At 64.0% G+C, this 20,340-nt stretch carries 21 protein-coding genes; 12 read left to right on the top strand and 9 right to left on the bottom strand.

Annotated elements, in window-relative coordinates; all coding sequences use genetic code 11:
- Positions 1-102: 102 nt before the first annotated feature.
- Positions 103-912: a hypothetical protein gene (locus OW493_RS04105; protein ID WP_289863346.1), complete on the top strand. Its 810-nt coding sequence runs from the start codon at positions 103-105 to the stop codon at positions 910-912.
- Positions 913-1,185: 273 nt separating this feature from the next.
- Complete coding sequence (locus tag OW493_RS04100; RefSeq protein ID WP_084209397.1) at positions 1,186-1,539, top strand: hypothetical protein; 354 nt, start codon at positions 1,186-1,188, stop codon at positions 1,537-1,539.
- 122 nt (positions 1,540-1,661) lie between these two features.
- On the opposite strand, the gene coq7 is transcribed toward OW493_RS04100, so the two are convergent.
- Both coq7 and OW493_RS04090 read right to left on the bottom strand, forming a co-directional pair.
- Positions 1,662-2,327, bottom strand: coding sequence for a 2-polyprenyl-3-methyl-6-methoxy-1,4-benzoquinone monooxygenase (gene coq7 / locus OW493_RS04095; RefSeq protein WP_176493688.1), 666 nt, complete (start codon positions 2,325-2,327; stop codon positions 1,662-1,664).
- Positions 2,328-2,588: 261 nt separating this feature from the next.
- Positions 2,589-2,930, bottom strand: coding sequence for a histidine triad nucleotide-binding protein (locus OW493_RS04090; RefSeq protein ID WP_141392266.1), 342 nt, complete (start codon positions 2,928-2,930; stop codon positions 2,589-2,591).
- Between the two features lie 259 nt (positions 2,931-3,189).
- Here OW493_RS04090 and OW493_RS04085 point away from each other — a divergent pair, with 259 nt between their 5' ends.
- The gene (locus tag OW493_RS04085; RefSeq protein ID WP_289863345.1) at positions 3,190-3,966 is read left to right on the top strand and encodes an RIO1 family regulatory kinase/ATPase; all 777 of its coding nucleotides are present in this window, start codon (positions 3,190-3,192) and stop codon (positions 3,964-3,966) included.
- Between the two features lie 28 nt (positions 3,967-3,994).
- Here the strand turns inward: OW493_RS04085 and OW493_RS04080 are convergent, their stop codons facing one another.
- From OW493_RS04080 to phaR, 4 genes are all read right to left on the bottom strand, one after another.
- On the bottom strand, positions 3,995-4,867 hold the full coding sequence (locus OW493_RS04080; RefSeq protein ID WP_077378856.1) for a phosphoribulokinase: 873 nt from the start codon (positions 4,865-4,867) through the stop codon (positions 3,995-3,997).
- Positions 4,867-5,322, bottom strand: coding sequence for an acyl-CoA thioesterase (locus OW493_RS04075; RefSeq protein ID WP_077378853.1), 456 nt, complete (start codon positions 5,320-5,322; stop codon positions 4,867-4,869). Before OW493_RS04075 ends, OW493_RS04080 begins: the two co-directional genes overlap by 1 nt.
- Before the next feature lie 267 nt (positions 5,323-5,589).
- Positions 5,590-6,882 carry a phosphoribosylamine--glycine ligase gene (purD, locus tag OW493_RS04070; protein WP_077378851.1) on the bottom strand — a complete coding sequence of 431 codons (1,293 nt, stop codon included), beginning with the start codon at positions 6,880-6,882 and terminating at the stop codon, positions 5,590-5,592.
- Between the two features lie 166 nt (positions 6,883-7,048).
- Positions 7,049-7,570: a polyhydroxyalkanoate synthesis repressor PhaR gene (phaR, locus tag OW493_RS04065; RefSeq protein WP_077378848.1), complete on the bottom strand. Its 522-nt coding sequence runs from the start codon at positions 7,568-7,570 to the stop codon at positions 7,049-7,051.
- Positions 7,571-7,768: 198 nt separating this feature from the next.
- Here phaR and OW493_RS04060 point away from each other — a divergent pair, with 198 nt between their 5' ends.
- Positions 7,769-8,494, top strand: a complete 726-nt coding sequence (locus OW493_RS04060; RefSeq protein ID WP_289863344.1) for a 16S rRNA (uracil(1498)-N(3))-methyltransferase — start codon at positions 7,769-7,771, stop codon at positions 8,492-8,494.
- A gap of 4 nt (positions 8,495-8,498) precedes the next feature.
- On the opposite strand, the gene OW493_RS04055 is transcribed toward OW493_RS04060, so the two are convergent.
- Positions 8,499-9,836 carry a deoxyribodipyrimidine photo-lyase gene (locus OW493_RS04055; RefSeq protein ID WP_289863343.1) on the bottom strand — a complete coding sequence of 446 codons (1,338 nt, stop codon included), beginning with the start codon at positions 9,834-9,836 and terminating at the stop codon, positions 8,499-8,501.
- 702 nt (positions 9,837-10,538) lie between these two features.
- On the opposite strand from OW493_RS04055, the gene OW493_RS04050 reads away from it, so the two are divergent.
- From OW493_RS04050 to OW493_RS04025, 6 genes are read left to right on the top strand one after another with little or no spacing between them, the layout of a single operon-like run.
- Entirely contained in the window at positions 10,539-13,331 is a 2,793-nt protein-coding gene (locus tag OW493_RS04050; RefSeq protein WP_136939080.1) for a monovalent cation/H+ antiporter subunit A, read from the top strand.
- Entirely contained in the window at positions 13,331-13,681 is a 351-nt protein-coding gene (locus OW493_RS04045) for a Na+/H+ antiporter subunit C (RefSeq protein WP_077378839.1), read from the top strand. The genes OW493_RS04050 and OW493_RS04045 overlap by 1 nt, the downstream gene beginning before the upstream one ends.
- Positions 13,681-15,222 (top strand): monovalent cation/H+ antiporter subunit D, encoded by a 1,542-nt coding sequence (locus OW493_RS04040; RefSeq protein WP_136939081.1) that lies wholly within the window; start codon positions 13,681-13,683, stop codon positions 15,220-15,222. Before OW493_RS04045 ends, OW493_RS04040 begins: the two co-directional genes overlap by 1 nt.
- Positions 15,219-15,719 carry a Na+/H+ antiporter subunit E gene (locus OW493_RS04035; RefSeq protein ID WP_077378833.1) on the top strand — a complete coding sequence of 167 codons (501 nt, stop codon included), beginning with the start codon at positions 15,219-15,221 and terminating at the stop codon, positions 15,717-15,719. Before OW493_RS04040 ends, OW493_RS04035 begins: the two co-directional genes overlap by 4 nt.
- On the top strand, positions 15,713-15,982 hold the full coding sequence (locus OW493_RS04030; protein ID WP_077378830.1) for a K+/H+ antiporter subunit F: 270 nt from the start codon (positions 15,713-15,715) through the stop codon (positions 15,980-15,982). The genes OW493_RS04035 and OW493_RS04030 overlap by 7 nt, the downstream gene beginning before the upstream one ends.
- An 18-nt stretch (positions 15,983-16,000) precedes the next feature.
- On the top strand, positions 16,001-16,402 hold the full coding sequence (locus OW493_RS04025; protein WP_077378827.1) for a Na+/H+ antiporter subunit G: 402 nt from the start codon (positions 16,001-16,003) through the stop codon (positions 16,400-16,402).
- A 196-nt stretch (positions 16,403-16,598) separates the two neighbouring features.
- Here the strand turns inward: OW493_RS04025 and hemH are convergent, their stop codons facing one another.
- Complete coding sequence (gene hemH / locus OW493_RS04020; protein WP_289863342.1) at positions 16,599-17,588, bottom strand: ferrochelatase; 990 nt, start codon at positions 17,586-17,588, stop codon at positions 16,599-16,601.
- Between the two features lie 199 nt (positions 17,589-17,787).
- Between hemH and OW493_RS04015 the strand changes: the two genes are divergently transcribed.
- Positions 17,788-19,464: a cryptochrome/photolyase family protein gene (locus OW493_RS04015; RefSeq protein WP_289863341.1), complete on the top strand. Its 1,677-nt coding sequence runs from the start codon at positions 17,788-17,790 to the stop codon at positions 19,462-19,464.
- Positions 19,461-19,847 (top strand): DUF393 domain-containing protein, encoded by a 387-nt coding sequence (locus tag OW493_RS04010; protein WP_077378818.1) that lies wholly within the window; start codon positions 19,461-19,463, stop codon positions 19,845-19,847. Before OW493_RS04015 ends, OW493_RS04010 begins: the two co-directional genes overlap by 4 nt.
- 1 nt (position 19,848) lies before the next feature.
- Here OW493_RS04010 and OW493_RS04005 read toward each other — a convergent pair whose 3' ends face one another.
- On the bottom strand, positions 19,849-20,205 hold the full coding sequence (locus OW493_RS04005) for a DUF6482 family protein (RefSeq protein WP_219815849.1): 357 nt from the start codon (positions 20,203-20,205) through the stop codon (positions 19,849-19,851).
- Positions 20,206-20,340: the final 135 nt, after the last annotated feature.

Genomic DNA, 20,340 nt, shown 5'->3' with positions numbered 1-20,340 from the left:
CTGACAGGCAGCAATGAACCTCAGATGAATCCCCCTCTCAGTGTCATGCAAGGTCGCATGTCTCACAGTGAGGCCATGTTCCACTGCCTTGAGGAGGCGTCCATGCCGTCATCTCCTGCCTCTACCAGTGTGAAGGAGGCTCGCTCTCGGGCCATCAGCATCCGGCTGGCGGGGCGCTCCATCGTGAACCTTCGCCAGCGTCTGGGAGCGGGCGCTCTCGGCCTGATGCTGGGCTCGGTGCCCGCCTATGCCAATGGCATCGAGGATCTCCCTCCCCAGCATCGACTGAGTGCTTCCACGCTGGGCACGGGGTTGGATGACACTCGTCGCGAGGTGGCCGCGCTCGCCACGGCGAGCGGGCACAGTCCCGACAGCTCTGGCAGTCCTGACAGCTCTGGCAGTCCTGGCAGCCCTGACAGGCGTGCTGCGGGGATGGGCAATGACAATGGCGATGCCACGTCAGGGCAAGCGGCACCGGACTCGCAGCGCGATCACGGAGGCTCTCGCCTCCTGTCCACGGGGCTGGCCCCGGAACTGCTGACCCAGCTGATGATGCGAGCCAGCCACAGCGGGATGCGTCAATTCAGTGGCATGGACATCGTGGCGAATCAGGTCCGTTTCACCGGCTGGGGGCGAGACGGCTGGGAGATGGAACTGTCCATCAATCGCGCGGATGGCGAGCTGATCGATGAGGCGCTACGCCGCCAGACCCGCCAGACGGAGGAAGGGGCAATGGGGAGAAACAGCCTGCGTCAGACCTTGAATTTTGCCGCCAGCGACGGCATTGAAAGAATACGCAGTGTCGACGTGGAGGCGCATGCCATCCGAATCGTCGGACTGGACGGGCAAGGCCGACAGCAGACCCTGTCCTTGAGCCTGCCCACCCTTGCCAGCACGATGCCGGGCGGATGACGCTCGGACCTGACGGCCTCCACCGCGCCCCTGCGGACACGACAATCGCCTTGACGACAACGCTGCCAACCTCGATGCTGAGATCATGAGGCAGCCAAAGGCATGACGAATCTCGCAGGGGCCTGCAGTACCGCCCTGGCTCAGGTGCTTCAGGCGCTGACAGCCAAATGAGACACCCCACTTTCCAGACCCGATACCCCCGACCATCCACCTTCACACATCGGGTCTTCCCTGCCCGGCCCATCGGCCCGGCAACCATTGCGGAGAATCAACATGCAAGGCCAACAGCACAACACTCTCTGGAACCAGGCTCGCCAATGGCAGGCCAACGCCGGCAACCAGCGTCCTTCTCAAGGCCTGTCCGGCCTCAAGCTGGTCGCTGCCTGGCTGATCGGCGGTGTCGTCATGATCTTCAGCCTGTTCGCGGCACTGATCATGATGGTACTGGGCATCATCATGCTGCCCTTCATCCGCCGGCGCATGAAGAAGCGCATGAGCGAGATGCAACAGCGCATGCAGGAAGCCCAGGACAAGGCCAACGGCCGTCAGAACTATTCGCGGGATGCGACACGCGAAGACGGCACCAGCACCGCGACGCTGGATGGTGAGTACCAGGTCAAGGAATAAGCCCCGACACCGATGACCGATGACCGATTCAGGGTCACACGACGCAAGAAGGCCGCCCCACGGGGCGGCCTTCTTCGTTTCAGCGACCTGACGCTACACAGGCAAGCTCAGGTGCCTGACCCTCACACGCGATAGACGCTGGCGGTCATCACCTTGGACATCAGCCGCATGGCGCTCTTCAGCGGCCCCGGGAAGCGATGTCCTCCGGCCTCCAGCGCCCATTGCTCATGATGCGCTTCATCGATCTCCATCTGCCGCAGCACCGCGCGTGAACGCTGATCGCCCTCGGGCAGTGTCTGCTGGTGCTTCGACAGATGCTCGCCTACCAGCTCCTCGGTCGCGGCCACGAACCCGAGGCTGACCTTGTCGTTGATGGCGCCGGCCGCTGCCCCGAGCGCAAAGCTCGTCATGTAGAACAGTGGATTGAGCAGGCTGGTATTGGCATCCAGCTCGACGAGACGTGCATCGCACCAGGCGAGATGGTCGATCTCCTCCTGAGCGGCAAGCTCCATCTGGCTGCGCGTTTCCGGCAGACGCGCCGTGAACCCCTGGCCCTGGTACAGCGCCTGGGCGCAGACTTCACCGGTGTGATTGATGCGCATCAGACCGGCAGCATGCTGACGCTCCGCATCACTGATCTCGCTGTCCACGATATCGCCTGCCGGGGTAGGTCGTGACGGCTGAGCCGCATGAGGGACCAGCGTGCGCAGAATGGTATCGAACTGATGGATCAACTGGTCGGCGCGACTGTGGTGACGTTGTGCCTGACTGGCGGTGGGGTGCGTCATGTAAGAACTCCTGCACGGCGTGAGCAATGCCACCATCTTACGCAAGGCCCCCACTCACGGTAAGGGGCAGAGTGACGCTGTCGTCGTCGGCACGTCTGAATCTCGCATCGCTCCGACATCTCCTGCCTGCAGCCTGCAGAACAAGACCGGGCATGACGCTTTCACGTCATGCCCGGTATGCGCCCGTGTGCCGCACGCTTGTATATCGCTAGCCGCTACCTGCCCGCAAACCGCCGGTACAGGCGCCTGCTCTACGCCGGCTCAGCCAGCCGGCCAGGTGAAGCGGCGACCACCCATCAGGTGCATGTGAATATGATAGACCGTCTGGCCGCCATCTTCATTGCAGTTCATCACCACACGGTAGCCATCGTCGGCGAAGCCGTATTTTTTCGCCAGTCTGGCGGCGGTGTACTGCAGGCGTCCCACCGTGGCCAGCTGGCTTTCCTCGATATCATTGAGCGTGGCGATGTGCTGCTTGGGAATGATCAGCACATGGGTCGGCGCCTGAGGGTTGATGTCATTGAAGGCCAGCACCTCCTCATCCTCATAGACGATATCGGCGGGAATCTCGCGATTGATGATCTTGCAGAACAGACAGTCCATGACACCTTCTCCCTCGACAATGACGTCGCCGCCAACGGCAGCGCAAGGTGCAAGCGTAGCGTCAGCACCGCAATGGGCCAAGCCCCGAGACAATGATCACCGAGACAATGATCACCGAGACGTCCCCGATACCGACAGGCGCCTGCGCATGAGACGAGTGTCGCTGGATGGGCAACAGAATGATTCACTCACGACGGTGGGCGGACTCGCTAAATGATAGGATAATCATTGTTACCTCGCTAACAAGAAGCCTGCCGTCATGCGCCTGCAAACCTCCTTGATCCCCTCCCTGCACAAGGCGACTCACGAGCTGGACGCCTCCGGCAGGGCCACCACGGGTACAGTGACACCCAAGGCATCAGTGGCCACGCCTGACGCGGACACTGCCGGGACGCTGTCACGCGAACCGGCGGCAGAGGACTTTCTGCAGCGCGCCAAGGGCTTTCTCAAGGCGGAAGTCTATCTCACGCACCTCGATGGCCAGACGGTGGTATGCAAGGACTACCGTCGTTATGCCGGCACCCCTGCGGCACTGGTCGCGCGCTGGCTGGTCCGTCGAGAACTGAAGATGCTGAGCCGCCTGGCCGGCTGGACGCATGCACCGCGCGCCATTGCACGCGTCTCCCCGCTGGCACTGGCCATGGAATACATTCCCGGCCCTCTGCTGAGCGATGCACAGCTGGATCCCGCGGCGCATCCAGGACTCTGCCAGCAGCTGATTCTCGTCGTGCAGCAGCTGCATCAGCGCCGCATGGCACACAACGACATCCGCGGCTCCAACGTCATACTGCGCGATGGCATACCGGTACTGATCGATTTCACCTCGGCGGTGCGGCTGCCGCGACTGCCGGGCACGGCCGGTGTGATGCGCATGATGCGTCGCTTCGACCTGCGCCACTCCCTCAAACTCAAGCAACGTACGCTGGGGCTGCCGCTGCGGCGACGCGAGGCTCGCCTGCTGATGCGCAGCGGTCGCCTGAATCAGGTATTGCGCCTGTGGAAGAAACGCATCCTGCCGCGTCTCAAGGGCCGGTGACGCGTCCTGCTCTCGCCGACTTCACGTCTCAGCGGAAACGGCGCTGGGCCAGCAGACTCCTGACCAGCGGCGTGATGATCAGCTCGATGGCCAGTGCCATCAGGGCACCCGGCACCACCAGCGTGTGCGGGCGCGACATGAAGGAGCCCTGGATCATCGCCAGCAGATAGGGGAAATCGACGCTGCCCGGATCACGGAAGTGCACGACGACCATCGACTCGGCATCGGTGGGAATGTCCTGCGGCTCGAAGGGGTTGGAGGTATCCACCGTCGGTACGCGCTGGAAGTTGATATGGGTACGCGAGAACTGCGGCTGGATATAGCGGACGTAGTCATCCATGCGGCTCAGGATGGTATCAACCACCGCTTCCTGGGAGTGCCCGCGCAGCTTGGTGTCCCGGTCGATCTTCTGGATCCACTCGAGGTTCATGGTCGGTGCCACGCCGATCAGCAGATCCACATGACGCGCGATGTCATGCTCGGGCGTCACCAGCCCGCCATGCAGGCCCTCGTAGAACAGCAGGTCCGTGCAATCCGGCAGCGACTGCCATTCGGTGAAGGTCCCGACCTTGTAGCCCGCCTCGATCATGCGCTTGTCTTCGGCATGGATATAGTGGCGATGCGTGCCGGAGCCCTGCTCGCCATACTCCAGAAACAGCGCTTCCAATCGATCGAGCTGGTTGGCCTCGACCGCGAAGTGTGACAGCTCGCGCTTGCGCTCCGGCGCCTCCTGGAACATGCGTACCAGTTCATCGCGGGTATAGCGGTGAAAGGCATCACCATCCACATAGGCGGCATGGATCGACTCACGCGAGAACATGCGCTCGAAGGTCCGCATGACCGTGGTCGTCCCCGCACCGGAGGAGCCCGTCACGGCGATGATCGGATACTCCCGCGACATCAGCGCGCCACCTCGCAGGCCAGCGCCGCGACCGTGCGCTCGATCTCGTCACTGACACGTGCACTCGGCACGGCCAGTCCGTCGGGGCCGGCAAACACCAGCCCGACCCTGACGGTGGCCAGAACGCTGCCGTCACCGACCCGCACCAGACGATGATGGACACCCAGTCCCTTGCCGGACACGGGGTCCATGGCGGTCTCCACCACCAGCGCATCGCCCAGCTTGCCTTCCCCCTGATACTGCACGGCCAGATCGGAGACGATGCTCATGAGGCCATCGACATCCCATTCCGGGAAGCCGAGTGCCTGCCAGGCCTGGCCGCGTGCCTCGTGCGCCAGGCTGACCACGCTATCGTGACCGAGATGCTGGCCATAATTGATATCGCTGACACGAATCGTCATCGCATGACGATGCACCAGGCGCTGCTCTGGGAACTCGAGCCGAATACGCTCCATGAGGACTCCTCGTCGGCGAGACGGAAATGGACGATGACGGCGGAGTCGCCATGCTTCCCCGATGCCATGCTCAAGGCCGGGGAGACCCATGGGCCGCCGTTCATGCGTGAACAAGTGATGATGAAGGTTATCGCACGGCCGACACCGACATGACCAGACTCTCGACACGATGGTCGTAGAATGGCCGACGCGAGAATCACGGTGCGATAACGACAAGACCCGGCCAGAGGCCGGGTCTTGCAGACAATGCGCTGATGCCGGACAGGCTCAGGCGTCGCCACGCTCACGGGCGATGGCACGCCAGGCGATGTCACGTCGCACCAGCACGTCCTGCCAGTCGATGGCGTCCACACCCTCGTAGGCACGCTCGGTGGCAGCGGCCACGCTGTCGCCCAGCGCGGTGACGCACAGCACGCGACCGCCACTGGTGACCACCTGCCCGTCCTTTTCGGCGGTGCCGGCGTGGAAGACCTTGCAACCGGTAGCCTCGGCAGCATCGAACCCGGTGATGACATCGCCCTTGCGGTAGCTGGCCGGATAGCCGCCTGCCGCCAGCACCACGCCGACCGCCGCGCGGGAATCCCACTCGCAGGTCTGGGTATCGAGGCGCCCGTCTTCGGCGGCCAGACACAGCGCCACCAGGTCGGACTTCAGACGTACCATGATCGGCTGGGTCTCCGGATCACCGAAGCGGCAATTGTATTCGATGATCTTCGGCGCGCCCTGGGCATCGATCATCAGGCCGGCGTACAGGAAGCCGGTGTAGGGATGTCCCTCTGCCGCCATGCCACGCACGGTGGGCAGAATGATCTCGTCCATCACGCGCTGGTGCACATCGGCGGTGACCACCGGTGCCGGAGAATAGGCCCCCATGCCACCGGTGTTGGGGCCGGTATCGCCTTCACCGACCCGCTTGTGGTCCTGACTGGTGGCCATCGGCAGCACGTTCTCGCCATCGACCATCACGATGAAGCTGGCTTCCTCGCCGTCGAGGAACTCCTCGATCACCACGCGTGCACCGGCATCACCGAAGGCGTTGTCCTCGAGCATGTCACGCACGGCGGCGCGAGCTTCCTCGTCGGTCATCGCGACCACCACTCCCTTGCCCGCCGCCAGGCCATCGGCCTTGATGACGATCGGTGCCGGGTGGGCGGCCAGGTACTCAAGCGCCGCATCGACCTCGGCGAAGGTGGCGTAATCGCCGGTCGGGATGGCATGACGCGCCAGGAAGTCCTTGGTGAAGGCCTTGGAGCCTTCCAGCTGGGCAGCGCCGGCCGTCGGACCGAAGCACTTGAGCCCCGCCTCGCGGAAGCGATCGACCACGCCGATCACCAGCGGCGCTTCCGGGCCGACGATGGTCAGCTCGATGGCGTTGTCCCGCGCGAAGGCGACCAGAGCATCGAGATCGTCAGCGGCAATCGCCAGATTGGTCAGCTTGGACTCGCGCGCCGTGCCCGCATTGCCGGGGGCCACGAAGACCTCCTCGACACGGGAGGACTGGGCGGCTTTCCAGGCCAGCGCATGTTCGCGGCCACCGCCGCCGATGATCAGGACCTTCATCTTTTCAACCTTCATGAGCCAGTGAGGATCAAGGCTGCCCGCAAGACACGGGCGACCGAGGAAATGTCAGGCTGCGCATTATGGCAGAAAGGGGCTCCCCTCGGGACGCCCCTTTTCACATCAACGCGATTTCATGTGATTTTCATGCCGGCCGACCAGGCATCACTCAGCGTGTGCCCTCGGGGTCGTGAGCCTCGCCGTCGTCGTTCGTCCCGCCCTCCTGGGCATCATCGGCAGAGCGTGAGCTCGTCCGGCCCCGGTTGATGCCGCCCCCCATGGCCTGCTGCCAGAAGCGCAGATTCTCTTCGGCGACTTCGCGCATCATCTCCATGGGCGAGTGGCGCATGGCCTGGGACCATTGCTCCTGCATGCGCTGCTGTTGCTCCATCATCAGCCGCGTGCCCTGCTCCAGATACCCCGCCAGCGGCAATGGCTTGGCCATCGCATAGATGCGGATGAACTGCTCCAGCAGCTCGTTGGAGAAGACTTCGGCCTCACCATCGCCCTGCTCCTGCTCGATAATGATGGTCAGCAGGATGGTACGCGTGAGGTCCTCGCCGCTCTTGGCGTCCTCGACCTTGAAGACCTCTTCCGCCAGCACCAGGCTGCGCAGGTCCTCGAGGGTCACATAACGGCTCTGCTCGGTATCGTAGAGACGCCGATTGGCGTATTTGCGGATGACTCTCACGGATCAAGCTCCTGTCGATTTTTCTTCATTGTGCACTCAAGGGGGGGCACTGCAAGGAAAGCCGCTTCCACGCGCCTGATCCACTCCCGCCACGCCCCGGGCAATCGCCCCCTTCGCTGTCATTTCGCCGGAGCCGAGCCATCTGGCGTCCATGCTAGAATGCCGCCTCTTTTCCTCCTGTCTGTCTACGGTATCGCCATGAACCTTATCCTGCTCGGCGCTGATGACCTGCTCGCCTCCGACCATGCACGCGTGACGGACCCGCGCAGACTGCGCCATCTGCGCGAGGTGCATCGTGCCGCTGTCGGTGACGAGATGACCCTGGGAATCGAAGGCGGGCTGATCGGTCGTGGACGCCTGGAGCGACTGGACGCCGAGGTGGCCGAATTCAGTCTGCGTCTGGAGCGTCAGCCGCCGGCACCACTCGATGTCCATCTGCTGCTGGCGCTGCCACGCCCACGCATGCTGGCGCGCTCGCTGGAACACGTCACGGCGCTGGGCGTGAAGCACATCACCCTGCTGCATACGCGGCGCGTGGAGAAGAGCTACTGGCAGTCGCCGGAGCTGAAAGAGGATAAGATTCGCCAGCATCTGGTGCTGGGACTGGAGCAGGCGCGCGACACCATCATGCCGACGGTCACGCAGGAGACATTGTTCAAGCCATTCGTGGAGGACAGACTGCCGGGCCTGATGGCCCCGGAGAGCGCCGTGAAGCCGCGCGGCATCATCGCGCACCCGGGCATGCCGCAGGAGTGCCCGCGCGCGGTGAGTGAGCCGGTGATCCTGGCCATCGGCCCGGAGGGTGGATTCGTGGACTATGAGGTAGAGCAGTTCATGAAGGCCGGCTTCGAGGGCGTGCACCTCGGCGAGCGCATCCTGCGCGTCGAGACGGCAGTCACGGCGCTGCTGGCGCGACTGGGCTGAGACCTCACACCGGCTGACCCGCCAGATGCCGCCACTCCCCCCAGTGGACGGCGGCATCGAAATCCAGCAGACAGTGCTCGAACCAGCGCGCCCCGAGTCGCCAGTCTCCCCCGGCGGCAAGCCATGCACGGGCCAGATGCTGGCGCTCATCCAACGGCAGCCAGCCTTCCCGGGTCAGCCTGTGCATGGCCCGGTCCACCCGTGCGTCGCCCGTGCGCCCTTCGCGCCAGCGCTGGAATGCCACATCGCAGGCCGCCTCCTTCTCAAGCGCCTCGCCATACCAGCCCATCAGCGATTCCTCGGGCTGCGCTTGCAGGACCCGCTGCCAGTACTCGCGCTGGAGCAGCACGGCCATCAGCTGATGCGCCGCGAGAGACTCCCCCATTTCCCGTCGATGTTCCGCCAGTGCCTGCAGGATGCGCCGCGGACTGATGCAGCCCTGCGCCAACCAGGCGGACAGGCGCCAGGCAGCCTGCACCTCGGCATCCTCTGATTCCGGACGCGACCAGACGAGGGAAGACAGCTGCTCGCGCGCCGGCTCCTCTCCGCCTTGAAGCGTGGCGATCTCCCCCACCGGTTGCCAGGCGCTGGCCGTGGCGCACACTGCCTCCAGCGGCGGGAAACCGCGTGATGCCGATTCCGGCCATGGCGGCAAGGAACACGGCAGCCCCTGCAAGGGATTTCGCGAGGCATGGCGCGTCCACCACTGGGCATCATCGAGACGCAGAGACATCGCCCCGCATGACGCCAGCGCTGGCGAGAGCCGCGAGGAAGCGGGCAATTCCGGGGCGGCGAGAGACATCGCCTTCGCACCATGGGCCGGGCTTTCCATCACCTGCGGAGGCGTCCACAGGGCCGTGGGCTCCTGCGCCGCATCCCGCTCGTCCAGCGGCTCCAGCACGAGCCCTTCACGTGGGTGGCAATGCAGCCGGGTACTGGCAGGAAGTTGCGCGGCAAGACGCTGAAGATTGCCGGCATCATCCGGGGTGCGGGAATGACTGACTTCCAGGCAGTCCACGTCATGCTGGCGGACCTGGGCCAGCACCTCGCTGACGGGATCCCCCACTCGCACCAGCAGATCGCTGCCGCGGCGCAGCAACATGCCACGCAGGTTCATCAGGCTCTGCCAGAGGAGGCGAAGGCGGGCAGGTCCCAGGCGAGGCAGACCCTCGACAGGCGTCAACCAGCGCTGGTCCAGCACGTACATGACCAGAAGTTGATAGGGGCGACGGACACTGGGCAGCGCGAATACCGGGTTGTCTTCCAGACGCAGGTCATGACGCAGCCAGACAAGTGACGTCTCCGGTGGGCCGCCCGAATTCGTGCTGATGGCCTCTCGCATGCGAGCTCCAAAGCGTTATCGGCGTATAATATTTGTACAATAAATAGCCCGCTCTGTACAACACGCTGTCCGATCAGGGACCTCATCCGACCTGCCGCCCGTGCGCTGGCGAGGGGTGCAAGTGCGTGATACATTCGAGAGGTTAGGTCACGATCCACCAATGTTTTCAACAAGATCGCGCAAGTGTCTCTACCCGCAAACACACTTGTCATCCAGGGGCTTCAGGAGGAATACGGCCATGCTCGCAAGACATGACATGACCGCACCAACCCGGCATCTTCGCCGTCTGCCCATCGCGGGCAGCCGAGGGCGCGCTGCGGACCTCATCCCCACCTGGATGCTGGCACCTCGTGCCGTGCGCCTCCCCTTTCTGACTGATCCGCCCGCGGCGGTGACGTCTCATCCCGAGGTACCTGCGTCCCTGCCGGGCGCCTGAACCTCTGAGCCGCCATCGGCTGCCACTGCCACCCATTCCCGCCACTTGATGGCGGCACGCACCTCCCGAGCAGGCGTCGACCTGACACGGAAGCGTGATCCAGAGGTGGCAACCTCGGCAGCCTGCAAAGCGCTCGCCTATCCTATCGGCACCCAGTGGCCGAAATCCGCGTCCCGACCTCGAAGCTGATGGCCTGGCCCTGAGCCCGTGTCCGCTCCGCTGACGACAGAGGGACAACGCCCTACAACGACTGGAGCGAGTCTTCCATGACCCTGCTGTTGATCGTGCTACTGCCATTGCTCGGTGCCCTGGTGCCGTTGATGGCCAGAGACCTGCCCCGCGGCCGCCTTGCCTGGCTGACGGCGGTTGCCCCTGCCCTGGCACTTGGTATCGCCGTCTTCCATCTCGGCGATGTCTTCGCCGGCCAGATAGCCCAGTTCCACCTGCCGTGGATCACCGAACTGGGGCTGGATCTGGCGCTACGCTTCGATGGCCTGTCAGCTCTGTTCGTCCTGCTGATTCTCGGCATCGGGCTGCTGATCATCCTCTATTCTCGCTACTACCTGTCGAGCGAGGACTCGCTGGCACGCCTCTACAGCTTCCTGATGCTGTTCATGACCGCGATGCTCGGCATCGTCATGGCGGACAATCTGCTGTTGATGTGGGTGTTCTGGGAGCTGACCAGTCTCAGCTCCTTCCTGCTGATCGGTTACTGGTATCAGCTGAGCGAGGCGCGCAAGGGCGCCCGCATGGCGCTGACCGTCACCGGTGCGGGCGGGCTGGCGCTGCTGGCCGGCATCCTGGTCATCGGTCATATCGTCGGCAGCTACCAGTTCGATGACGTCCTCGCGGCGGCAGACCAGATCCGCTCCCACGAGCTGTATCCTGTCGCACTGGTACTGGTGCTGCTGGGCGCCTTCACCAAGTCCGCGCAGTTCCCGTTCCAGTTCTGGCTGCCCCACGCGATGTCGGCGCCGACACCGGTGTCCGCCTTCCTGCACTCCGCCACCATGGTCAAGGCCGGGGTCTTTCTGCTGGCGCGCATGCACCCGGTGCTCTCGGGGACTGATCTCTGGTTCTACATCGTCAGCCTCACGGGCCTTGCCACCCTGCTATATGGCGCCTGGTTCGCCTTGATGAAGCAGGACCTCAAGGGCGTGCTGGCCTTCTCGACCATCAGTCATCTGGGTCTGATCACGCTGCTGTTCGGCTTCAACAGCCAGATGGCCGCCGTCGCGGGCCTGCTGCACATCATCAATCACGCGACCTTCAAGGCCTCGCTGTTCATGGCAGCCGGCATCGTCGACCACGAATGTGGCACGCGTGACATCCGCAAGCTCAACGGCCTGTACCGTTACATGCCGCATACCACGGTGCTGGCGATGGTCGCCTCGGCCTCGATGGCCGGCGTGCCGCTGCTCAACGGCTTCCTGTCAAAGGAAATGTTCTTTGCCGAGAGCCTCGATGCCCAGCTGCTGGGCGGTCTTTCCTGGCTGATTCCGGCGCTGGCGACCCTCGGTGGCATCCTGTCGGTGGCCTACTCGCTGCGCTTCATCCACGACGTCTTCTTCAATGGCGAGCCGAAGGACCTGCCCAAGACCCCGCATGAGCCGCCGCGCTACATGAAGCTGCCCATCGAGGTGCTGGTGCTGATCTGCCTTCTGGTGGGTATCCTGCCGTCACTGGTGATCAAGGACCTGCTGGTGAGCGCCTCCGCCAGCGTGCTGGCAGCGCCGGTGCCGGACTTCAGTCTCGCCATCTGGCACGGCTTCAACCTGCCGCTGCTGATGAGCGTCATCGCGCTGGGTGGCGGTGTCGCCGTCTACGCCCTGCGACATCATCTGTACGCCTTCCAGCGCCAGTTCCGGGCGCGCAACGCCCTGCTGGTCTTCGAGGCCAACGTCCAGCGAGTCGTGAAACTGTCCGAGCGTTTCATGGACAGCTTCGAGAACGGTTCGCTGCAGCGCTATATGCTGTGGCTGCTCCTGACCGCGCTGGTCTTCGTCGGCATCGGACTGCTGGCCGTGCCGCGCCTGGGTGGAGAGCTTGAGCAGCAGCCCTTCGATGGCATGCTGCTGACGGGTGCCGTGATCACCGGCCTGGCCGGCCTGGGCACCGCGATCACTCACCGCAAGCGCCTGATCTCCCTGCTGATGCTGTCAGTGGTCGGCCTGATGACCTCGCTGGCGTTTGCACGCTTTGCCGCTCCGGACCTGGCACTGACCCAGCTGGCGGTGGAGGTGGTGACGATGATCCTGCTGATGCTGGCACTGTTCTTCCTGCCACAGCGCACACCCAAGGAATCCAGCGCGCGACGCATCATGCGTGACGTCCTGCTCGCCAGCGCCTTCGGCGTGGTGGTCGCAAGCCTCAACTTCGCCATCCTGACCCGCCCGGTCGAATCGATCTCCGACTTCTTCATGGCCAATGCGGTCTCCGGCGGTGGGGGCCACAACGTGGTCAACGTGATTCTCGTCGACTTCCGTGGCTTCGATACGCTGGGCGAGATCACCGTACTCGGGATTGCCGGACTGGCGATCTTCAAGCTGCTCAACCGCCTGCGCCTGTTCATGCCGTCCACTGACCTGGATGGCCGCAACTGGTCGCCGGACCGCCACCCGATGATTCTGGCCACCGTGTCCCAGACCCTGCTGCCACTGGCGCTGCTGGTCTCGGTCTACATCTTCCTGCGCGGCCACAACGAACCCGGCGGCGGTTTCATCGCCGGTCTGGTGACCGCCGTGGCCATCATCCTGCTCTACATCGCGCGCGGCGTGGACTGGACACAGCGCTGGCTGCGCTTCCCCTACCAGCCGGTCGCGGCGGCCGGGGTGTTGATCGCCGGCCTGACGGGCGCGGGCAGCTGGGTCTTCGGCTATCCGTTCCTGACATCATCGTTCGGCCACTTCACGATTCCCGTGATCGGTGAGATAGAGCTGGCCACCGCGCTGCTGTTCGACCTCGGGGTCTATCTGACCGTGGTCGGCGCGACCCTGATGATTCTCGCCAACCTCGGCAAGCTGACGACACCGCACCGTCCGACCAAGGAGAAGAGCTGATGGAAGCCCTCTACGCCACTACCACCGGCCTGCTGGCCGCCTGCGGTGTCTACCTGACCCTGCGCGGGCGCACCTTCCCTGTCGTGGTCGGACTGACGCTATTGTCCTACGCGGTCAACCTGTTCCTGTTCTCCATGGGGGGGCTTGCCATGCACGGCACCCCCGCCGTGGTTGGCTCAGGCTCGCCCACGGCGGACCCGCTGCCCCAGGCGCTGGTGCTGACCGCCATCGTGATCGGCTTCGCCATGACGGCCTTCGTGGTCATCCTCGCCATGCGCGCGCGCGGTGACCTGGGCAGTGACCACGTCAACGGCAACCGTCTGGACGACTCGAAAGAGGATGGCAAGTGATGCTGCAACACCTGATTGTCCTTCCGATCGTCCTGCCGCTGCTGGTGGGCGCCTGCCTGCTGCTGAGTCGCGGCTCATCGCCGGTACTGCGCCGCAGCATCAGCCTGATCACCCAGGCCATCATGGTGGCCATCGCCATCGCGCTGGTCGTTCAGGCCAACGACGACACCATACGCTACTACGCGCTGGGCGACTGGCAGCCTCCCTTCGGGATCGTGCTGGTGCTGGATCGCCTGTCGGCGACCATGGTGCTGCTCAGCTCGGTGCTGGGCCTGCTGGCCTGCCTGTATGCCACGGCGGGCATCGATGAGACAGGCTCCAACTTCCATGGCCTGTTCCTGCTGCAGCTGATGGGGATCAACGGCGCCTTCCTGACCGGTGACCTCTTCAACCTGTTCGTGTTCTTCGAGGTCCTGCTGATCGCCTCCTACGCTCTGCTGCTGCACGGCGGCAGCAAGGCTCGCACGCTGTCGGCCCTGCATTACGTGGTGCTGAACCTGATGGGGTCGGCGTTCTTCCTGATCGCGCTGGGCATCCTCTACGGCGTGACCGGTACGCTGAACATGGCCGACATGGCCGTCATCGTCACCACGCTGGACCCGGGGCGTGCCGGCCTGATGGAAGCCGGCGGTCTGCTGCTGCTGGTGGTATTCGGCCTCAAGGCCGCGATGCTGCCGCTGTATTTCTGGCTGCCCCGCGCCTACGCCGCGGCCTCGGCGCCGGTGGCGGCGCTGTTCGCGATCATGACCAAGGTCGGCATCTATTCCATCCTGCGCGTCTACTCGCTGATCTTCACCGACAACGCCGGCACCCTGGCAGATCTTGGTCGGGACTGGCTGTGGTGGGCAGGGCTCGCCACGCTGGTCGTGTCGATGCTCGGCGTGCTCTCGGCACGTGACCTGCGCACCCTGGTGGCCTATCTGGTGATGATCTCGGTCGGTACGCTGCTGACGGCGCTGGGCATGAACAGCATCGCGGCGGACAGCGCCCTGCTGTTCTACCTGATCCACTCCACCCTGGTCACCGGCGGCCTCTTCCTGCTGGTGGATGTGATGGCAGGCCAGCGCGGCAAGGCCGGCGCCCGTATCGTGCGCTCACGGCCACTGCTGCAGGCGGGCCTGCTGGGCGGACTGTTCCTGATCGGCACGGCGGCCGCGGCGGGCCTGCCGCCCTTCTCGGGCGCCATCGGCAAGGCGCTGATCCTGTCGTCCGCCTCACTGGAGCAGCAGGTATGGCTGTGGCCAGTGCTGCTGCTGGCCGGGCTGTGCTCGATCGTGGCCTGTTCGCGTGCCGGTTCCAGCGTGTTCTGGCGCACCGGCAACAGTGAACCCAGCGGTGAACGACTCGGTGTCGCGCGCGGCATCGCGACCTGCGGCCTGATCTCCGCCGCACTGGCACTGGTCGTCTTCGCCGGCCCTGTCTCGCAGTGGACCAAGGCCACCGCACAGCAACTGTCGGACCCGGCACCCTATCTCGATGCCCTTCTGGGCAAGGACGCCGCACCGGAAACCGCTCTGCCGCTCAAGGGAGACGCTCAATGATCAAGTCTCGTTCTCGCGTTCTGCCCACCCCGATGCTCTCGACCCTGCTGCTGGTCGTGTGGCTGATGCTGCAGAACAGCGTCTCGCCCGGGCAGATATTGCTCGGCGCGGTGCTGGCCATCGCCATCCCGGCACTGACCTATCGTTTCTGGGAGCCGCAGCCGGACCTCCAGAAACCGTGGCGACTGATCGGCTACCTGCTGCGCGTCATCCTGGACATCATCATCGCCAACCTGCAGGTCTCGCGACTCATCCTGAATCCGCGTGCGAAATTCCGCCCGGCCTTCGTGCGCTATCCGCTGGAGCTCGAGCAGAAGTTCCCGATCACCCTGCTGTCGAGCACCATCACGCTGACACCGGGGACGGTCTCTGCCTATCTCACGCTGGATGGTCGCCATCTGATCATCCATGCACTGGATGTCGAGGATGAACAGGCATTGATCGACGAGATCCGCCAGCGCTACGAGCGCCCGCTGAAGGAGATCTACGAATGCTAGACATCGCCCTGTGGATCAGCATCGCGCTGTTCGCGGCGTCCCTGATGCTCAACGTCTTCCGGCTGGCCATCGGCCCGGACCTGCCGGACCGCATCCTCGCCGTGGACACCATGTACGTGAACTCCATCGCGCTGATCGTGCTGTTCAGCATCCAGCTCAACAGCAAGGCCTACTTCGAGGCGGCACTGCTGATCGCCATGCTGGGCTTCGTCAGCACCGTGGCAGTCTGCAAGTATCTGCTGCGCGGCGACATCATCGAATGACCTGAGCGGAGAGTCTCCATGCCCACCTGGTTCTATCCTGTCCTGGAAGGCGTCATCGCCTTCTTCCTGATCGCCGGCGGCCTGTTCGCCTTCATCGGGTCGCTGGGGCTGACGCACCTCAAGGACTTCTACATGCGTCTGCACGGTCCCAGCAAGACCACCACCCTGGGGGTCGGCTGCGTACTGATGGCGTCGATGATCTATTTCCGCGCCACTACCGGTCACTTCAGCTTTCAGGAGATGCTGATCACCATCTTCCTGTTCATCACCGCCCCGGTGACCGCACACCTGCTGTCCAAGGCCGCGCTGCATCAGAAGCTGGTGGCGGACATCCGTACCCGCAACGTGCCGGAACGTCTGGAGGTATCAGACGAACCGGATGAGGCAAATGCCGAGGCCTCGGAATCGCGCCTGCCCTGAGCGCTCGTGTTCGCCTGACGCTCTGACCTGCCCCGGTCGGCCCCACTCCTCTCGCGAGGCGAGACGGCAGACCAACGCAAAGCGCCCCCACCAGGAGACTGGTGGGGGCGCTGTCTTTCCAGCGTTTCACTGCGTATCTGTCACTCGGACTGCGGTGCTCAGATCATTCAGGCGGGCCTCATGCCTGCCCTGCTCGTCACCAGCCCTGAGCATGCTGGCGGCACAGTGCCTCTAGCAGATCGATATGCTCACGACGGTCATTGAGCGCCGGAATGTAGCGGAACTCGCCCCCGCCGGACTCGGTGAAGTAGCCGCGGTTTTCCTCTTCCAGCTCCTCCAGCGTCTCGAGACAGTCGGCCGCGAAGGCCGGCGAGATGACGTCGACGCTTTCCAAACCTTCAGCCCCCCAGGCCTTGAGCGTCTCATCGGTATACGGCTTGAGCCACTCGGCCTTGCCGAAGCGTGACTGGTAGGTCATCGCCCACTCATCGTCCCCAAGCCCCAACGCCTCGGCCAGCAGCTGGCTGGTGCGCTCGCACTGGCGTGGGTAGGGGTCGCCCGCCGTCGCATAGCGCTTGGGGATGCCGTGATAGCTCATCAACAGACGCTTGCCGCGATGCCCTGCCTTTTCCCAGTGTTCACGGACACTGGCGGCCAGCGCGGCGATGTAGTCGGGATGATCATGGTAGTCACGCACGAAGCGCAGTTCCGGCAGGTGCGGACACGGCTTGAGCGCGCGCGCCAGGCGATCGAACACTGCGGCAGTCGTGGTCCGCGAGAACTGCGGATAGAGCGGCAGCACCAGGATGCGATCTGCCCCACGACTGGCCAGCTTGCGCCCCACCTCTTCCATGGTCGGCTTGCCGTAGGTCATCGCAAGCTCTACCGGAATCTCCTCGCCCAGCGATTCGGCCAGACGCGCCTCCAGCGCGGCACGCTGACGCTTGCCGATGGCCATCAGCGGCGAGCCGTCTTCCGTCCACACCGAGGCATAGGCCTCGGCGACCTTCTTGGGGCGAGTCGTCAGCACCAGGCCATGCAGGATCGGCAGCCAGAGCGGGCGCGGCAGGTCGATCACGCGTACATCACCGAGAAACTCCGCGAGGTAGCGGCGCACCGCCTTGGGTGTCGGGGCTTCAGGGGTGCCGAGATTGACCAGCATGACGCCGAAACGCGGGGTGCTCATGGGCGATGAACTCCTGACAAGGGGCAAGAAAAGGGGTGAAGCGGCAATCAGCCACCCTCACCGACAGCGCAGCCATGTTACCAGCTCGCCCTGTGCGTGAGGGATGAAGTTATACTATCATCACGATTTGTACAGCTTTACGACAATTATTGTCACAACCTGACGCAAGCCGTGCTTGCGCCCCGCCGCAGGAGTCAGTGTGCCCGAAACCTCCACTCTGCAACTTGCCACTCGTCACGACTTCGCGCGCCCGCTGGTGCTGATTCTCGGTGACCAGCTCAGTCACGAGCTTGCGAGCCTCAAGCAGGCACCTGCCGAGAGCCTGATCGCCTTCTGCGAGGTCGAGGAGGAAGGCCGCTACGTGCCACACCATCCGCACAAGATCGCGATGATGCTGGCCGCGATGCGCCATCACGCACAGGAGCTGCGCGACTGCGGCTGGCAGGTGCATGAAAGCCGCCTGGATGACCCGGACAATCGTCAATCGCTGATCCTGGAAGCCGAGCGGCTGGCCGCGCTCCATCAGTGTGACGGCATTCTGGTGACTCGCCCTGGGGAATGGCGACTGCTGGAGGCCTTCCTCGCGCGCCGCGAGGAAGGCGAGGTTCCTTGGGTGGTGCTGGAAGATCACCGCTTCTTCACCACACCGGCACAGTTCGCGACCTGGGCCGACGGACGCAAGCAATTGCGCATGGAATACTTTTACCGTGAACAGCGTCGTGACACGGACCTGTTGATGGAAGGCAGCGAGCCCGCCGGCGGCAAGTTCAATCATGATCATGACAATCGCGAACCGATTCCCGCCGACTTCCAGTCACCGCCACCACCGCAGCATGACCACCGCCAGGATGCGCTGACGCGCGAAGTGCTGACGCTGGTGGACACCCGCTTCGGCGAGGGAGCCGAGGGCGAGCTGCGTCATTTCGGCAATCTGGACAACTTCAACTGGGCCGTGACCCGCGCCCAGGCGCTCGACGATCTCGCTCACTTCCTCGCGCACTGCCTGGCAGACTTCGGCCGCCATCAGGATGCCATCGATGACAGTGACCCCTTCCTGTTCCACTCCCGACTTTCCGCGGCGCTCAATATCGGGCTTCTGAGTCCCCACGAAGTCTGTGCTGCCGTCGATGATGCCTGGCGACGTGGCGAGGTACCGGTCAACTCCGCCGAGGGCTTCATCCGGCAGATTCTCGGTTGGCGAGAGTATGTGCGTGGGATCTACTGGACACGCATGCCCGGCTACAAGCAGGAGAATCGCCTGAGTGCGACACGGGGTCTACCGGAGGTCTTCTGGCGCGGCGACAGCGGCATGCGCTGTGTGGATCAAGCCATCCTCAGTACGCGTGATCATGCCTATGCCCACCATATCCGCCGCCTGATGGTCACCGGCAATTTCGCCCTGCTGTGCGGCGTGAAGCCCGAGGCGCTATGCGACTGGTATCTGGCGGTCTACGTCGATGCCTGCGAGTGGGTGGAGCTGCCCAATACCCTGGGCATGGTGCTGCACGCCGATGGCGGCCTGATGGGCTCCAAGCCCTATTGTGCCTCGGGCAAGTACATCGATCGCATGTCCAATCACTGCGACAGGTGCCAGTACTCGCCGAAGAAGGTCACCGGCACGCATGCCTGCCCCTTCAACAGTCTCTATTGGCACTTCATCGAACGCCATCGCGAATCACTGTCACGCAACCCGCGCATGTCGCTGGTCTATGGCAGCTGGCGACGCATGAAGGACGACAAGCGCGAGGCATTGCTGCAACAGGCCGAGGCCTTTCTCGCCCGACTCGACAGCGCCGCTGACTATGGCAGCGGTGCCCATCGCGCGGGTTACCATCCCGCGCCCTCCAGTTCCACGACCGACAAGGAATCCTCATGAGTCGCATCTGGCAGGCCAGTGCACCGGTCACGCTCTATCACGATGGCAAGTGCCCCCTGTGCCAGCGCGAGGTCGCCTGGCTGGCGAGACACCCGAGGCGGGAACGGGTCAGGACGGTCGACATTCGTGCAAAGGACTTTTCCCCAGATGCTCTGGGGCTGAGCTTCGAGACGATGATGGGGCGCCTGCACGTGCAGGATGCGCGCGGGGAGTGGTATGTCGGCATGGACGCCAGCCGAGCCCTCTATGCGGTGCTCGGCTATCGGCGCCTGGTGAGGCTGTCATTGCTGCCGGGGCTGCGTCCGATGCTGGATGTCGGCTATCGGGTCTTTGCCCGCCACCGTGAGCGTATCGGCCGCTGGGTCCCCCAGAGGAGACGCTGACTCAGAAGCTCAAGGGGATGCGCGAGCTCAACGGTTGATGGTACTGAGGCGGTCGGCCGATCATCTCGTCGTTGGCCACCTGGGATACCAGCCAGGCGCGTGACAGACCGGCGCGCCTGAGCTCGCTGTAGACATCCTCCAGCGAGCGGAACAGCATCGGCTTGCCACGTTTCATCAACAGTTCACTGCGCTCATCGTCTTCATCGGCACCCGCTTCCAGTACCAGCTGGACCTGATAGAAGCGGCTGGCGGCATGACTGATCACGCGCGCCTCCAGTGCCGGATACTCGGCGATCAGCGCATTCAGGTTGCTGACCAGCAGGCCAGCAGGTGTGAAGGCAGCGGCAATTCTGGACATGGTGTCGGCTCCTGGACCTCTGTTGTCTGAGGTATCCATCATCGTGAAGGTGGCGTCAAGGCTTCACGCCAGCTTGCGGGGGGACGATGACGATTGCACGGCACCGCCATGACGATTGGATGACGTCATGTTCAA

The organism is Cobetia sp. 14N.309.X.WAT.E.A4 (assembly GCF_030397495.1).
GTDB classification, from domain to species: domain Bacteria; phylum Pseudomonadota; class Gammaproteobacteria; order Pseudomonadales; family Halomonadaceae; genus Cobetia; species Cobetia marina.
The sequence above is the reverse complement of the archived record's forward strand: the minus strand, read 5'-3'. Positions and strand labels throughout refer to the sequence as shown.